The sequence below is a fragment of the Streptomyces sp. NPDC127595 genome, from assembly GCF_042671685.1.
Classification (GTDB): domain Bacteria; phylum Actinomycetota; class Actinomycetes; order Streptomycetales; family Streptomycetaceae; genus Streptomyces.
In genome coordinates, this window is sequence record NZ_JBHXWK010000013.1 from 62,122 (window position 1) to 77,535 (window position 15,414).

Consider the following 15,414-nt stretch of genomic DNA (forward strand, 5'->3'; position numbering starts at 1 on the left):
GCACCACGGCGCCCACCACCGTCCGGTCGGGGACAAGGCAGGCGCCGCGTTCAGTTCCGTACGCCTTTGTACGGGACGTCTGTTGGGGTGGAGCGTCAGACCATCAGCGAGCGGTCCGTGGGGCGGATCGGGGCCGGCAGTTCGCTGACCCCGGTCAGGAAGCGGTCGACTCCGCGGGCGGCCGAGCGGCCCTCGGCGATCGCCCAGACGATGAGGGACTGGCCACGGCCGGCGTCACCGGCGACGTACACGCCGGGGACGTTCGTCGCGAAGTCGGCGTCGCGGGCGATGTTGCCGCGCGCGTCCAGCTCCAGGCCGAACTGGGAGACCAGGCCGTTCTCGACGTCCGTACCCGTGAAGCCCATCGCGAGCGTCACCAGCTGGGCGGGGATCTTGCGCTCCGTGCCCGGCTTCGGGGTCAGCTTGCCGTCGATGAACTCGACCTCACCGAGGTGCAGCCACTGGACGTTGCCGTCCTCATCGCCCTCGAAGTGGGTGGTGGAGACGGCGTAGACGCGCTCGCCGCCCTCCTCGTGCGCGGAGCTGACCTTGTAGAGCATCGGGAAGGTCGGCCAGGGCTGACCGGGGTGCCGCTCGTCGCCGGGCCGCGGCATGATCTCCAGCTGGGTGACCGAGGCCGCGCCCTGGCGGTGGGCGGTGCCCACGCAGTCCGCGCCCGTGTCGCCGCCGCCGATGACCACGACGTGCTTGCCCGCGGCCGTGATCGGGGGCGCCACGAAGTCGCCCTCCTGGACCTTGTTGGCGAGGGGCAGGTACTCCATCGCCTGGTGGACGCCCTTCAACTCCCGTCCGGGGACGGGAAGATCACGGGCGGTCGTCGCACCGGCCGCGATGACCACGGCGTCGTACCGCTTGCGCAGCCGAACCGCGTCGATGTCACGGCCGATCTCCACACCCGTACGGAACTTGGTGCCCTCCGCGCGCATCTGCTCGATACGCCGGTTGATGTGCCGCTTCTCCATCTTGAACTCAGGGATGCCGTACCGCAGGAGGCCGCCGACGCGGTCGGCGCGCTCGAAGACGGCGACCGTGTGGCCCGCCCGGGTGAGCTGCTGGGCGGCGGCGAGACCGGCGGGGCCCGAGCCGATGACCGCGACCGTCTTGCCGGAGAGGCGCTCCGGGGCCTGGGGTGCGACGTCGCCGCTGTCCCATGCCTTGTCGATGATCGAGACCTCGACGTTCTTGATGGTCACGGCCGGCTGGTTGATGCCGAGCACACACGCCGACTCGCAGGGAGCGGGGCACAGCCGGCCGGTGAACTCCGGGAAGTTGTTCGTGGCGTGCAGGCGCTCGGAGGCGGCGGACCAGTCCTCGCGGTAGGCGTAGTCGTTCCACTCGGGGATCAGGTTCCCCAGCGGACAGCCGTTGTGGCAGAACGGGATGCCGCAGTCCATGCAGCGGCTGGCCTGCGTGGGGATGATCGGGAGCAGTGAGCCCGGGACGTAGACCTCGTTCCAGTCCTTGACGCGCTCGCTGACCGGACGGGTCCTGGCGACCTCGCGGCCATGGTTCAGAAAGCCCTTGGGATCAGCCATTGGTCGCCGCCTCCATCATCTTCTCGGTGATCTCGGACTCGGGGAGTCCGGCTCGCTCGGCGGCGTCCTTGGCGGCGAGTACTGCCTTGTACGTACTGGGGATGATCTTGCTGAAGCGGTCCACCGACGCGGGCCACTCGGCGAGGAGCTTCTCGGCGACCGTCGAGGCGGTCTCCTCCGCGTGCCGGCGCACCACGTCGTGCAGCCATCGCACGTCGGCCTCGTCGAGGGCCTCGACGGCCCCGGTGCTGCTGACGTTCACGTTGTCGGGGTTCAGGTCGAGGACGTAGGCGACACCGCCGGACATGCCGGCCGCGAAGTTCCGTCCCGTCTCGCCGAGGACGACCGCGTGGCCGCCGGTCATGTACTCGCAGCCGTGGTCGCCCACGCCCTCCGCCACGACGGTCGCGCCGGAGTTGCGGACGCAGAAGCGCTCGCCGGTGCGGCCGCGCAGGAAGATCTCGCCGCCCGTCGCGCCGTACGCGATGGTGTTGCCTGCGATCGTGGAGTACTCCGCGAGGTGGTCGGCGCCGCGGTCGGGACGGACGATCAGCCGGCCGCCGGAGAGGCCCTTGCCGACGTAGTCGTTGGCGTCGCCCTCCAGGCGCAGGGTGACACCGCGCGGCACAAAGGCGCCGAAGGACTGGCCCGCCGAGCCGGTGAAGGTGATGTCGATGGTGTCGTCGGGCAGGCCCGCGCCGCCGAACTTCTTCGTCACCTCGTGGCCGAGCATGGTGCCGACCGTGCGGTTGATGTTGCGGATGGCGACCTGGGCGCGGACCGGCTGGGCGTCGGTGGCGCTGGACGCGGCCAGCGCGTCGGCGGCGAGCTTGATCAGCTCGTTGTCGAGCGCCTTCTCCAGGCCGTGGTCCTGCTGGATGACCTGGTGCAGCGGGGTGCCCTCGGGCAGCTCGGGCACGTAGAAGAGGGGGCTGAGGTCCAGGCCCTGTGCCTTCCAGTGGGTGATCGCCCGCTCGACGTCGAGGTTCTCGGCGTGGCCGACGGCCTCCTCGATGGTGCGGAAGCCCAGCTCGGCGAGGATCTCGCGGACCTCCTCGGCGATGAACCGGAAGAAGTTCACGACGTACTCGGCCTTGCCGGCGAACCGCTCGCGCAGCACCGGGTTCTGGGTGGCGATGCCGACCGGGCAGGTGTCCAGGTGGCAGACGCGCATCATGACGCAGCCGGAGACGACGAGCGGCGCGGTCGCGAAACCGAACTCCTCGGCGCCGAGCAGCGCGGCGATGACGACGTCACGGCCGGTCTTGAGCTGGCCGTCGGTCTGTACGACGATCCGGTCGCGCAGGCCGTTGAGCAGCAGCGTCTGCTGGGTCTCGGCGAGCCCGAGCTCCCAGGGACCACCGGCGTGCTTCAGCGACGTCAGCGGCGAGGCACCCGTACCGCCGTCGTGGCCGGAGATGAGGACGACATCCGCGTGCGCCTTGGAGACGCCCGCGGCGACCGTGCCGACGCCGACCTCGGAGACCAGCTTCACGTGGATGCGGGCCTGCGGGTTGGCGTTCTTGAGGTCGTGGATGAGCTGCGCCAGGTCCTCGATGGAGTAGATGTCGTGGTGCGGCGGCGGGGAGATGAGACCCACGCCGGGGGTGCTGTGCCGGGTCTTGGCGACCCACGGGTACACCTTGTGGCCGGGCAGCTGGCCGCCCTCGCCGGGCTTGGCACCCTGCGCCATCTTGATCTGGATGTCGTCGGCGTTGACGAGGTACTCGGACGTGACACCGAAGCGGCCGGAGGCGACCTGCTTGATCGACGAACGGCGCGCGGGGTCGTACAGCCGGTCCGCGTCCTCGCCGCCCTCGCCCGTGTTGGACTTGCCGCCCAGCTGGTTCATGGCGATGGCGAGGGTCTCGTGCGCCTCCTTGGAGATGGAGCCGTACGACATGGCGCCGGTGGAGAAGCGCTTGACGATCTCCTCGACCGACTCGACCTCGTCGATGGAGATCGGCTCGCGGTCCGACTTGAAGCCGAAGAGTCCGCGGAGCGTCATCAGCCGCTCGGACTGCTCGTTCACGCGGTCCGTGTACTTCTTGAAGATGTCGTAGCGGGCGGTGCGCGTGGAGTGCTGGAGGCGGAAGACCGTCTCCGGGTCGAACAGGTGCGGCTCGCCCTCGCGGCGCCACTGGTACTCGCCGCCTATGTCGAGGGCGCGGTGCGCGGGCGCGATGCCGGAGGCCGGGTACGCCTTCGCGTGCCGGGCCGCGACCTCCTTGGCGATGACGTCGAGTCCGGCGCCGCCGATCTTCGTCGCGGTGCCGCTGAAGTACTTCTGCACGAAGGCCTGGTCGAGGCCGACGGCCTCGAAGACCTGGGCGCCGCGGTAGGAGGCGACGGTGGAGATGCCCATCTTGGACATGACCTTGAGGACGCCCTTGCCGAGCGCGTAGATCAGGTTGCGGATGGCCTGCTCGGGCTCGATGCCGCGCAGGAAGGTGCCGGCGCGGACGAGGTCCTCGACGGACTCCATCGCCAGGTACGGGTTGACGGCCGCGGCGCCGAAGCCGATGAGGAGGGCCACGTGGTGGACCTCGCGGACGTCGCCCGCCTCGACGAGCAGGCCCACCTGGGTGCGCTGCTTGGTGCGGATGAGGTGGTGGTGGACGGCCGCGGTGAGCAGCAGCGAGGGGATCGGCGCGTGCTCGGCGTCGGAGTGCCGGTCCGAGAGGACGATCAGCCGGGCGCCGTTCTCGATGGCGGCGTCGGCCTCGACGCAGATCTCGTCCAGGCGGGCGGCGAGCGAGTCGCCGCCACCGGAGACCCTGTACAGGCCGGACAGGGTGGCGGCCTTCATCCCCGGCATGTCGCCGTCGGCGTTGATGTGGATGAGCTTGGCCAGCTCGTCGTTGTCGATCACCGGGAAGGGCAGGGTGACGCTGCGGCAGGACGCGGCGGTCGGCTCGAGGAGGTTGCTCGCGGGGCCGAGGGAGGAGCGCAGCGAGGTGACGAGCTCCTCGCGGATCGCGTCCAGCGGCGGGTTGGTGACCTGTGCGAAGAGCTGGGTGAAGTAGTCGAAGAGCAGCCGGGGGCGCTCGGACAGGGCCGCGATCGGCGAGTCCGTGCCCATGGAACCGAGCGGCTCGCCGGCGGTGTTCGCCATCGGCGCGAGGATGATGCGCAGCTCTTCCTCGGTGTAGCCGAAGGTCTGCTGGCGGCGGGTGACCGAGGCGTGGGTGTGCACGATGTGCTCGCGCTCGGGCAGGTCGGAGAGCTCGATCTCGCCGGCTTCCAGCCACTCCGCGTACGGCTTCTCGGCGATGAGGCCGTCCTTGATCTCCTCGTCCTCGATGATGCGGTGCTCGGCGGTGTCGACGAGGAACATCTTGCCGGGCTGGAGGCGGCCCTTGCGGACGACCTTCGCGGGGTCGATGTCGAGGACGCCGACCTCGGAGCCGAGGACGACGAGGCCCTCGTCGGTGACCCAGTAGCGGCCGGGGCGCAGACCGTTGCGGTCGAGGACCGCGCCGACCTGGGTGCCGTCGGTGAAGGTGACGCAGGCCGGGCCGTCCCAGGGCTCCATCATCGTGGCGTGGAACTGGTAGAAGGCGCGGCGGGCCGGGTCCATGGAGGCGTGGTTCTCCCAGGCCTCCGGGATCATCATCAGCACGGAGTGCGGGAGGGATCTGCCGCCGAGGTGCAGGAGTTCGAGCACCTCGTCGAAGGAGGCGGAGTCGGACGCCTCGGGCGTACAGATCGGGAAGATCCGCTCCAGCTTGTCCTGGTCGCCGAAGAGGTCGGAGACGAGCTGGGACTCGCGGGCCGCCATCCAGTTGCGGTTGCCCTTGACCGTGTTGATCTCGCCGTTGTGCGCGACGAAGCGGTACGGGTGGGCGAGCGGCCAGCTCGGGAAGGTGTTCGTGGAGAACCGGGAGTGCACGAGCGCGATCGCGGAGGCGAAGCGGCGGTCGGACAGGTCCGGGAAGAAGGGCTCGAGCTGGCCGGTGGTCAGCATGCCCTTGTAGACGATGGTGCGGGCGGAGAGCGACGGGAAGTACACGTCGGCCTCGCGCTCGGCGCGCTTGCGCAGTACGAAGGCCTTGCGGTCCAGGTCGATGCCCGTCGAAGAAGCGGCGCCGCCGTCGGTCACGAAGACCTGGCGGAAGGCGGGCATGGTCGAACGCGCGGTGGCGCCGAGCAGTTCGGGGGCGGTCGGGACCTCGCGCCAGCCGAGGACGGTGAGGCCCTCGTCGGCGGCGATCGTCTCGATCCGTGAGACGGCGTCGGTGAGGCCGTCCTCGGGCAGGAAGGCGATACCCACCGCGTACGCGCCGGCCGCGGGCAGCTCGAATCCGGCCACCTCGCGGAGGAAGGCGTCCGGCACCTGGGAGAGGATGCCCGCGCCGTCGCCCGAGTCGGGTTCGGCGCCGGTGGCTCCTCGGTGCTCCAGGTTGCGCAGCACCGTGAGCGCCTGCTCGACCAGCGCGTGGCTCGCCTCACCGGTGAGGGTGGCCACGAAGCCGACGCCACAGGCGTCGTGCTCGTTGCGGGGGTCGTACATACCCTGCGCGGCAGGGCGAGCATCCATGAAGGACCACTTCTGGCCATTCGTGGAGTGCTGGGACGGCTGGCGCGGCGTACGCATCGGCTCTCCCGTCGTCGTCGTGGCATTTGCAGTGCCGAGGGACGACGTTGGCCCTCTGCTTTATGTGCGCAAAATTTCGTGCAGGTTACATGATGGGGCGGTTCTCGGGAACCGGATACTGCGTTCCAACATGCGGACACCGGTGATTCGCGGCGGGGGTATCGCACGCGGCGGTGGAGTTTAAGGGGGCCAACCGGACAGATCGATGCCCGTCGGCCCGGGGCGTGACGGGCAACGTCACCCGTCACGGTTGTGCAGAGCAGGCTTCATTGCCCACAGCGCTTACGGCTCATGCCCAGTGGTTAAGCGTTCGAAACCGCCGGGTAACGACTACTTATGCGGTCGGCTGCATAGGCGCCCAACATGTCATCCTACGGCCGCACCGAACAGACTGCCCAGGGCGTACGTCACACCCGCCGCGGCACCGCCGAGAGCGAGCTGCCGCAGCCCGCTGTACCACCAGGATCGCGCGGTCACCCTGGCCACGACCGCGCCGCAGGCGAAGAGCCCGATCAGCGCCAGCAGCAGCGCGGGCCACAGGGCGGTCGCGCCGAGCAGGAACGGCAGCACGGGGAGCAGGGCGCCCAGCGCGAAGGAGCCGAAGCTCGACACCGCGGCGACGGCCGGGGACGGCAGGTCACCCGGGTCGATGCCCAGCTCTTCGCGGGCGTGTATCTCCAGGGCCTGCTCGGGGTCGCGGGACAGTTGCCGGGCGACCTCGCGCGCGAGTGCGGCCTCGACACCACGACTCTCGTACAGCTCGGCGAGCTCCCGCTCCTCGTCCATCGGGTGCTTCCTCAACTCCCGTCGCTCGACAGCGAGTTCGGCCTCGACCAGCTCACGCTGCGAGGCGACGGAGGTGTACTCGCCTGCCGCCATGGAGAAGGCACCGGCCGCGAGACCCGCGAGCCCGGTGATGACGATCGTCTGATGCGAGACGGACCCGCCGGCGACGCCGGTCATGAGCGCCAGGTTGGAGACCAGGCCGTCCATCGCGCCGAACACCGCGGGGCGCAGCCAGCCACCGTTGACGTCGCGGTGAGTGTGGTTGTCGCGGTGCGCCTCGTGCAGTGTCGCTTCGGTCTCGATGATGGCCATGCGGGTCCCCCAGGGATGCGCTTCTTGGACTGATTCTATTCTTCGACAACAGCCAAAGTACGCCGATAATTTCGCGCCCGCCAGCAAGGAAAGGCTGGGCTAACCTGCACGTTTATGCTTTCTCGCTCATCCGTGCCAGGTAACGCGCAGATGTCGACCGGGTGATGCTGAGGTGCGCGAGGCTCTGCGGAACCGCGGAGGTGGGACAGATCCGCAAAGGGTTCCGCGCAGGTCTCCGGGTTTCCCAGGTTTCCGCGCGTCGACTCGTCGCGAACGGCGGCGATGGAGCCCTGAGAGGAGCAGCACCGTATGGCTTCCATCGCCTGCATTCCCTCGGCCCCGGCCTCCGGGGACGCCGCCGGACTCCGCGAACGGGCGCGCGGCGCGCTGCTCGGCCTCGCCGTCGGAGACGCGCTGGGCGCGCCCGCCGAGAACATGAAACCGTCCGAGATCCGCGCCAAGTGGGGGCGGATCACGGGGTACGTCGCCGAGCGCCCGGCCGGGACCGACGACACCGAGTACGCGATCTTCTCCGGCCTGCTGCTGGCCCGGCACGGCTCGGCTCTCACCGTCGCCCACGTCGAGGCGGCCTGGCACCAGTGGATCGCGGACCGCGACGAGGGCCCGTTCCGGGGCGCCGGCTTCAGCGAACGCGGCACCCTGGAGAACCTCCGCCGCGGCCTCGCCGCACCGATCTCCGCCCAGCACCGGCACGCGTGGAGCGACGGGCTCGCGATGCGTGCGGCGCCCTTCGGCGTCTTCGCCGCGGGCCGCCCCGCCGAGGCGGCCCGCCTGGTGGCGATCGACGGCTCGGTGAGCCACGAGGGCGAGGGCATCTACGGCGGCCAGGCGGTCGCCGCGGGCGTCGCGGCGGCCATGGCGGGCGCCCCGACCATCGCCGTCGTCGCCTCCGCGCTCGCCGTCATCCCGGACGACTCCTGGACCGCCCGCTCCCTGCGCCGCGCGGTCGCCGTCGCCCACCGCGGCGAACGCGCCGTCCGCTCAGCGGTCGTCATCGGCGGCTACCCCTGGACCGACCTCGCCCCCGAGGCCGTCGCCCTCGCCTTCGGCGCCTACGCCGCCGCCGACGGCGACTTCACCGAGTCCGTCCTCACCGCCGTGAACATGGGCCGCGACGCGGACACCACAGCGGCGGTCGCAGGCGCACTGGCCGGGGCGACCCGCGGCGCCTCCTCGATCCCGGCCGCCTGGGCGGCGGCGATCGGCCCCGCCCTGGGCAGCTGCCTCCCCTCCATGGAGGGCCACCACGTACTGGACGTGGCGGAACTGCTGACCCCGGGGGACGACGGGAAGTGGGGGGCGGGGGGACGCGTACGGGATGAGGACGGACTCGTACCGGGCTGGGACGAGCCTGCACGGCCCGCGCGGCAAGGGGCTGCGCTCGTACGAGAGGAAGGTCAGCCCGTACGAGAAGGGGCTGGGCCGGTACGAGACCGGCGCGAGCTTGTGCCCGGCGCGGGCCCGGACAGCGCGTGGCCGAGCCCCGATCCGGACGTGTTCGTCCTGGCCGCCGACGAGAACGAGGCGCAGCGATGAGCCCCGGCCTGGTGGGAGACGAACCGGGCGAGGGCCCGGCCCTGTCGGCGGACTCCGCCCCCTCAGCGAATCCCGGTCTCACGACGGACACCGCAATCGCTGCGGATCCCGCCCCCGCGGCGGACCCTGCCGTCGCGACGGATCCCGCCCTCGCGGCGGACCCTGCCGTCGCGGCGGACCCCGTCCCCGCGGCGGACCCCGCCGTCTCCGCAGACCCCGTCCCCGCAACGGACCCCGTCCTCTCCGCAAACCCCGCCCTCGCAACGGACCCCGCCGTCTCCGCGAACCCCCTCCCCGCAACGGATCCCGTCCTCTCCACAAACCCCCTCCTCGCAACGGACCCCGCCGTCTCCGCAAACCCCCTCCCCGCAACGGACCCCGCCCTCTCCACAAACCCCCTCCCCGCAACAGACCCCGCCCCCTCCACAAACCCCCTCCCCGCAACAGACCCCGCCCCCTCCACAAACCCCGCCCCAGCAACGGACCCCGCCCTCTCCGTCGTCGCGGCGGACCCCGCCCACGCCGCGGTTTCCACCCGCCCAAAAGGCACCTTCCACTCCCCTGATTCATCCCTCTCCGTCGGCACGAACCGCCCGGCAGCCACCACCCTCTTGGCAGGCTCCGCCGGTTCGGCCGGCTCCGCCCACTCGGCAGACACCGTCCGCGCCTCGAGTCCCGCCCGTCCGGCGAACGCCGCCGGCCCAGCGGGCTCCGCCCCCACCACAGCTCCCACCCCCGGCGCCATGAGAGTTGCCGCCCCCTCGGGGCACCCCCGCCGCATCGAGGGTCTCCTCCTCGGCCTCGCCGCAGGCGACGCGGCGGGGTGGCCCGCGGCCCGGCACCGTGCCGCGCGGATGCCGGAGTGGACGCGGCGGCTGACACGTGAGCTGGACACGTTCGCGGAGCAGAACGCGACGACGACGCTGCCCGTGCCGATCGCGCTGAACCAGCCGCCGGAGCCCCTGCGGCTCGGCCCGTCGGACGACGCCGAGTGGGCGGCGTTCGCGGCGGAGGCCGTACTGCGGGCAGGCGACGCGATCGCGCTCGGAGACCTGAGCCGGGAGCGGCGCATGCGGGCGTCGATCGACCTGTCGTGGAACGCGATCGCCAGCGAGGTCGCCGCGGCGGCCGACCGCGCCCCCGAGGTCGAGTCGGCGCTGCTCCCCCTCCGCGCCCGGATCTCCGTACGGGCCGGACTCGGCAACCTCGCCACCGGCCTGCGCCCGCCCGCCACCGGCCACGACAACCCCCACTACTTCGACGACGCGGCCTGCGTACGGGCCTGCGTGCTCGCCGTGGCCCACCCGGGCGACCCCCGACTCGCCGCGGAACTCGCCGAGTTCGACGCCCGCTACACCCAGGACGGCGACGGCGTGCACGGCGCCCGCGCGATGGCCGCCGCCCTCTCGCTCGCCCTCGCCGGAGCAGACGTCGACGCCTGCGCGGACGCCGCCCTCGCCGAACTCCCCGAGTCGACGGAGATCGGCCGCAACGCCCGGCACGCGCTGAAGCTGGCCCGCGCCAGCGAGGGCACGTTCGCCCTGGTCCCCCTCCTGGAACACCAGATCGTCGACCACGTGTACAGCTACGGCATCGCGGCGGCGGAAACCGTCCCCGTCGCCCTCGCCCTCGCCACCGCCGCGCGCGGCCGGATCGCCGAGGCGGTGCCGGCCGCCGCATGCCTGTCCCGGGTCGCCGACTCGGCCCCCGCCCTCGCGGGCGCCCTCACCGGCGCACTCGGCGGCGGCGACGCCATCCCGGCCACCTGGCGCGACGCCTGCCGCACCCTCTCCGGCTGCGCCCTGCCCCGGCTGACCGGCACGGATCTCATCGGACTCGCCGATCTCCTCGAAGCGATGGAACTGACGACCCCAGAGGGATGATTCGGGCATGACGCCCAAAGGAGCAGCAAGTCTGGAAGAGCGGATCACCGGAAGCCTCGTAGGGGCCGCCGTGGGCGACGCCCTCGGCGGCCCCGTCGAGGGCTACACCCCCGCACAGATCGTGGAGCGCCACGGCGGCCGGGTGCACGGCATCGTCGGCCCCTGGAACGGCGACGCCTGGCGCACCGCCCGCCCCATCGCCCCGTACCACAAGGGCGACGGGCACGTCACCGACGACACCTTGTTGACCCACGCGCTGGTACGGGTGTACGCCACGGTCCGCGACCATCTCGACGCGTACGCCGTCGCCGAGCACCTGGTTCCCGACCTCATGGGCAACCCGCGCTGGATCCCCGAGCTGGAGGCCGAGGCCCTTCCCCTCCAGCGGATCTTCCTCGCGGAGAAGTGGCTGGTGGCCCGCCTCCACTACGGCCACATCGACCCCCGGGAGGCCGGCACCGGCAACATCGTCAACTGCGGTGCCGCGATGTACATGGCCCCGGTCGGCCTGGTCAATGCCGCCAACCCGGCGGCGGCGTACGCCGAGGCGCTCGACATCGCGGGCGCCCACCAGTCGTCGTACGGCCGTGAGGCGGCCGGCGTCTTCGCGGCGGCGGTGGCCGCGGCCTGCGTGCCCGGGGCCACCCCGGCCTCCGTGGTCGACACCTGCGTGGCCCTGGCGAAGGACGGCACCCGCGCGGCCATCGAGGCGGTCTGCGAAGTCGCCGCCCGTCACACGAACTTCGAGTCGGCACTGGGCCCGCTGCGCGAAGCGGTCACTCCGTTCGACACGGTGGGCCCCGACTACCGCTCCCCCTCACTCGGCGCCCGCCGCCCCTCCCGGCTGCACGCGATCGAGGAACTCCCCATCGCCCTGGGCATGTTGGTGATCTCCGGCGGCGACTACAGCCACGCGGTCCTCGGCTCCGTGAACTACGGCCGCGACTGCGACTCCATCGCCACCATGTCCGGCGCCCTCGCCGGCGCCCTCGGCTCGGAGATCCCCCGCGACTGGGCCAAGACGGTCGCGGAGTCGAGCCGCCTCGACCTCGACGCGCCCGCGAAGGCGCTCACTGAGGTCACCCAGGAGATCTTCGAACGGGACGTACAGCGCAGACGCACACACGAGACGGCGTACGCCGCCCTGGCCGGCCCACGATGACCGGCCTCCGCCTGACCTGGGTCCAGCCCGAGGACCTTCTCGGCCACGAACTCACCCAGGCGACCCAGGACGGCCGAGACCCGTCGCCCATCGCGGCCCGCTGGCAAGCGGCGGGCGGCCCGACGGCCCCGTCCCGAGCGGGCTCCTCCCCCACTCCGGCACCCCCACACCTCCGGACACTGGCAGAAGACCTCCTGGACGAACTAGCCGACCTACCAAGCAAGTCGGCAGCCAGCGAGCCCACAGACCTCGCCGAAATCAGGGCCCACTGCCCAAACTGGCCCGTCCCCTCCCCGTCTGCGGGCAATCGTGCCGCTGGGGCGGCACGGGTGGGCGCAGGCGGCACCCTGCAAGCGCCGGCAAGCGCACCCACCCCGACCTCCGCCCCCACCCAGGCCCGCCTGGAAGCCGCCTGGCTCGGAAGGGCGGTCGGCTGCCTCCTGGGCAAACCGGTGGAAAAGCTCCCCCTCCGCGGCATCCGCGAACTCGCCCGAGCCACAGGCAACTGGCCCCTCCACACCTGGTTCACGGCAAAGGGCCTCCCCGAGGAACTCACCCACACCTACCCGTGGAACAAGCGCTCCGCGCCGACCTCCCTCGCCGAGAACATCGACGGCATGCCAGAGGACGACGACCTCAACTACCCCCTCCTGAACACCCTGTTGATCCAACGCCACGGCAGAGACTTCACCACGGCGGACGTCGCCCGGTTCTGGCTGGACGAACTCCCCGCAGGCCGCACGTTCACCGCGGAACGCATCGCCTACCGCAACCTCCTCACCGGCATCGAACCCCCGCAGACGGCACGACACCGCAATCCGTTCCGCGAATGGATCGGCGCCCTGATCCGCGCGGACGTGCACGGCTGGACGAACCCGGGCGACCCGGCGGCCGCCGCGGAACAGGCCCACCGAGACGCCACCCTCACCCACACGGCGAACGGCGTCCACGCGGCGATGTTCACGGCGGCCACCATCGCCGAGGCGGCCACCGGAAGAAGCGACATCCACGCCTGTCTCCGTACCGGACTCACCGTCGTACCCCCCGACTCCCGCCTGGCGAAGGCGATCCGCCAGGGGATCCAACTCGCCGGAACACACGAGGACTTCGACACCGTCGTGGACGAACTCCACACCACCCACCGCGCCTACCACTGGGTCCACGCCATCCCCAACACCGCCCTGATCGCCGCCGCCCTCACCCACGCGAACGGCGACTTCACCGGCTCCATCTGCCGTGCGGTGTCGGGCGGTTGGGACACGGACTCGAACGGCGCGACGGCGGGCAGCATCGCGGGCCTGCTCGCGGGAGACCCCGCCGCCCTCCCCGACCGCTGGACCGGCCCCCTCAAGAACCGCCTGTCCACCTCGATCGCCGACTTCGACGGCACCGGTTTCGACACCCTCGCCCAGCTGACCCACCAGCTCACCCGCCCGGAGGCACCCCGCCCATGACCCACATCGCCGTACTCGGCAGCACGAACATGGACCTCGTCGCGTACGTCGCCAAGGCCCCGCAGCGCGGAGAGACCGTGACGGGCCGGGAGTTCCGTACGATCCCCGGCGGCAAGGGCGCCAACCAGGCGGTCGCAGCCGTACGCGCCGGGGCCGACGTCTCGTTGGTCGGCGCGGTCGGCGTGGACGCCTTCGGCAGCCAACTCCGTTCCACGCTGGAGCACTCGGGCGTGAACACCGATCATCTGCGCACCACCGAGGGCCCGTCGGGCACCGCGCACATCGTCGTCGACGACGAGGGCGGCAACGCGATCGTCGTGATCCCCGGCGCGAACGGGACCGTTACCGACCTCGCCCCCGGTGACGAGGGCCTGATCGCCACCGCCGACGGGCTCCTGCTCCAGCTCGAAATCCCGCAGTCGGCCGTACTCGCGGGCGCCGAGGCCGCGCGCAGCCACGGCGTACGCACCATCCTGACCCCGTCCCCGGTCCAGCCGCTGCCACCCGAACTCCTCGCCACCATCGACCTGTTGGTGCCCAACGAGCACGAGGCCGCCGCACTCACCGGCGCCACCGACCCTCGAAGAGCGGCCGCCGCACTCCTCGACCAGGTCCCGGAGGTGGTCATCACGCTGGGTGCGGCGGGCAGCCTGTACGCGGCGCGCGGCGCCGAACCGCTGACCGTGCACGCGCCCCGGGTGACCGCCGTGGACACGACCGGCGCGGGCGACACCTTCGTCGGCACCCTCGCGGTCGCACTCGCCGAGGGCCGGGACATGCCGGAGGCCCTGCGCTGGGCATCGGCCGCCGCCGCGCTGTCGGTGCAGCGGATCGGGGCGACGTCCTCGATGCCCTACCGTGCCGAGATCGACACCCAGGCCTCGCACACCCTGCGGTCCACCTCATGAGCGCGCACCCGGGGCAGCCACCCCTCACCGGTCTGCGCGTCCTCGACCTCGCCACCCTCTTCGCGGGCCCGCTGGCCGCGACCATGCTCGGTGACTTCGGCGCGGAGGTCATCAAGATCGAGCATCCGGCCAAGCCCGACCCGTCGCGGGGCCACGGCCCGTCGAAGGACGGCGTCGGCCTCTGGTGGAAGCTCCTCGGCCGCAACAAACGCACCATCACCCTCAACCTGTCGAAGCCGGGTGGCCGCGAGACCCTTCTCCGTCTCGCCGCCACCGCCGACGTGATCGTCGAGAACTTCCGTCCCGGCACGCTGGAGAAGTGGGACCTCGGCTGGGCGGAACTCTCGGCGGCGAACCCCCGTCTCGTCCTGGCCCGGGTCACCGGCTTCGGCCAGTTCGGCCCCTACGCGCACCGTCCCGGTTTCGGCACCCTCGCGGAGGCGATGAGCGGCTTCGCGGCGATCACCGGCGAGCCGGACGCCCCGCCGACCCTGCCGCCCTTCGGCCTCGCCGACTCGATCGCGGGCCTTGCGACGGCGTACGCCGTGATGACCGCGCTGACCGCCCGCGAGCGGACCGGCGAGGGCCAGGTCATCGACATGGCGATCATCGAACCGATCCTGACCGTCCTTGGCCCGCAGCCGCTCTGGTACGACCAGTTGGGCCACGTCCAGCCCCGCACCGGCAACCGCTCCGCCAACAACGCGCCCCGCAACACCTACCGGACGGCGGACGGTTCCTGGGTCGCGGTCTCCACCTCCGCCCAGTCGATCGCGGAACGCCTGATGCGGCTGGTCGGCCGCCCGGAGCTGATCGACGAGCCGTGGTTCGCGACCGGCGCGGACCGCGCCCGCCACGCGGACGTCCTGGACGAGGCGGTCGGCACCTGGATCGCCGGCCGCACCCGCGCGGAAGTCCTCGCGGCCTTCGAGAAGGCGGAGGCGGCGGTGGCTCCCATCCAGGACGTACGGGATGTGATGACGGACCCCCAGTACCAGGCCCTGGACACCATCACCACCGTCGACGACCCCGAACTGGGCCCCCTCCGGATGCAGAACGTCCTCTTCCGCCTCTCCGCCACCCCCGGCGCGATCCACTGGGCGGGCCGCCCGCACGGCGCGGACACGGACACGGTCCTCACCGAACTCGGCCTGACGGACGGGGAGATCGACGCCCTGCGCTCGGAGGGCGCGCTGTGA

The 15,414-nt window shown here is 71.7% G+C and carries 9 protein-coding genes; 6 read left to right on the forward strand and 3 right to left on the reverse strand.

The features are described 5' to 3' along the window. Positions 1-95 precede the first annotated feature (95 nt). The 3 genes from ACFVKT_RS33040 to ACFVKT_RS33050 form a co-directional block, all read right to left on the reverse strand. Positions 96-1,556, reverse strand: a complete 1,461-nt coding sequence (locus tag ACFVKT_RS33040) for a glutamate synthase subunit beta (RefSeq protein WP_385738409.1) — start codon at positions 1,554-1,556, stop codon at positions 96-98. After that, positions 1,549-6,153: a glutamate synthase large subunit gene (gene gltB / locus ACFVKT_RS33045; protein ID WP_385738411.1), complete on the reverse strand. Its 4,605-nt coding sequence runs from the start codon at positions 6,151-6,153 to the stop codon at positions 1,549-1,551. Before gltB ends, ACFVKT_RS33040 begins: the two co-directional genes overlap by 8 nt. A 366-nt stretch (positions 6,154-6,519) precedes the next feature. Then, positions 6,520-7,251: a VIT1/CCC1 transporter family protein gene (locus ACFVKT_RS33050; protein ID WP_385738413.1), complete on the reverse strand. Its 732-nt coding sequence runs from the start codon at positions 7,249-7,251 to the stop codon at positions 6,520-6,522. Positions 7,252-7,560: 309 nt separating this feature from the next. Between ACFVKT_RS33050 and ACFVKT_RS33055 the strand changes: the two genes are divergently transcribed. The 6 genes from ACFVKT_RS33055 to ACFVKT_RS33080 all read left to right on the forward strand — a co-directional run bounded on the left by ACFVKT_RS33055 (position 7,561) and on the right by ACFVKT_RS33080 (position 15,414). Beyond that, positions 7,561-8,808, forward strand: a complete 1,248-nt coding sequence (locus ACFVKT_RS33055) for an ADP-ribosylglycohydrolase family protein (RefSeq protein WP_385738415.1) — start codon at positions 7,561-7,563, stop codon at positions 8,806-8,808. A 743-nt stretch (positions 8,809-9,551) separates the two neighbouring features. After that, entirely contained in the window at positions 9,552-10,691 is a 1,140-nt protein-coding gene (locus ACFVKT_RS33060; RefSeq protein WP_385738417.1) for an ADP-ribosylglycohydrolase family protein, read from the forward strand. A gap of 7 nt (positions 10,692-10,698) precedes the next feature. Continuing rightward, positions 10,699-11,853: an ADP-ribosylglycohydrolase family protein gene (locus ACFVKT_RS33065; protein ID WP_385738419.1), complete on the forward strand. Its 1,155-nt coding sequence runs from the start codon at positions 10,699-10,701 to the stop codon at positions 11,851-11,853. Further along, the gene (locus ACFVKT_RS33070) at positions 11,850-13,307 is read left to right on the forward strand and encodes an ADP-ribosylglycohydrolase family protein (protein ID WP_385738421.1); all 1,458 of its coding nucleotides are present in this window, start codon (positions 11,850-11,852) and stop codon (positions 13,305-13,307) included. The genes ACFVKT_RS33065 and ACFVKT_RS33070 overlap by 4 nt, the downstream gene beginning before the upstream one ends. Next, a complete protein-coding gene (gene rbsK / locus ACFVKT_RS33075) occupies positions 13,304-14,215 on the forward strand; it encodes a ribokinase (protein ID WP_385738423.1) in 912 nt (303 codons plus the stop codon). The genes ACFVKT_RS33070 and rbsK overlap by 4 nt, the downstream gene beginning before the upstream one ends. Further along, the gene (locus ACFVKT_RS33080; RefSeq protein ID WP_385738424.1) at positions 14,212-15,414 is read left to right on the forward strand and encodes a CaiB/BaiF CoA transferase family protein; all 1,203 of its coding nucleotides are present in this window, start codon (positions 14,212-14,214) and stop codon (positions 15,412-15,414) included. The genes rbsK and ACFVKT_RS33080 overlap by 4 nt, the downstream gene beginning before the upstream one ends.

Bases quoted from the DNA above. Each gene is read 5' to 3' on its own strand.
- ACFVKT_RS33040 (WP_385738409.1), bottom strand. From the start codon at position 1,556: ATGGCTGATCCCAAGGGCTTTCTGAACCATGGCCGCGAGGTCGCCAGG.
- gltB (WP_385738411.1), bottom strand. From the start codon at position 6,153: ATGCGTACGCCGCGCCAGCCGTCCCAGCACTCCACGAATGGCCAGAAG.
- ACFVKT_RS33050 (WP_385738413.1), bottom strand. From the start codon at position 7,251: ATGGCCATCATCGAGACCGAAGCGACACTGCACGAGGCGCACCGCGAC.
- ACFVKT_RS33055 (WP_385738415.1), top strand. From the start codon at position 7,561: ATGGCTTCCATCGCCTGCATTCCCTCGGCCCCGGCCTCCGGGGACGCC.
- ACFVKT_RS33060 (WP_385738417.1), top strand. From the start codon at position 9,552: ATGAGAGTTGCCGCCCCCTCGGGGCACCCCCGCCGCATCGAGGGTCTC.
- ACFVKT_RS33065 (WP_385738419.1), top strand. From the start codon at position 10,699: ATGACGCCCAAAGGAGCAGCAAGTCTGGAAGAGCGGATCACCGGAAGC.
- ACFVKT_RS33070 (WP_385738421.1), top strand. From the start codon at position 11,850: ATGACCGGCCTCCGCCTGACCTGGGTCCAGCCCGAGGACCTTCTCGGC.
- rbsK (WP_385738423.1), top strand. From the start codon at position 13,304: ATGACCCACATCGCCGTACTCGGCAGCACGAACATGGACCTCGTCGCG.
- ACFVKT_RS33080 (WP_385738424.1), top strand. From the start codon at position 14,212: ATGAGCGCGCACCCGGGGCAGCCACCCCTCACCGGTCTGCGCGTCCTC.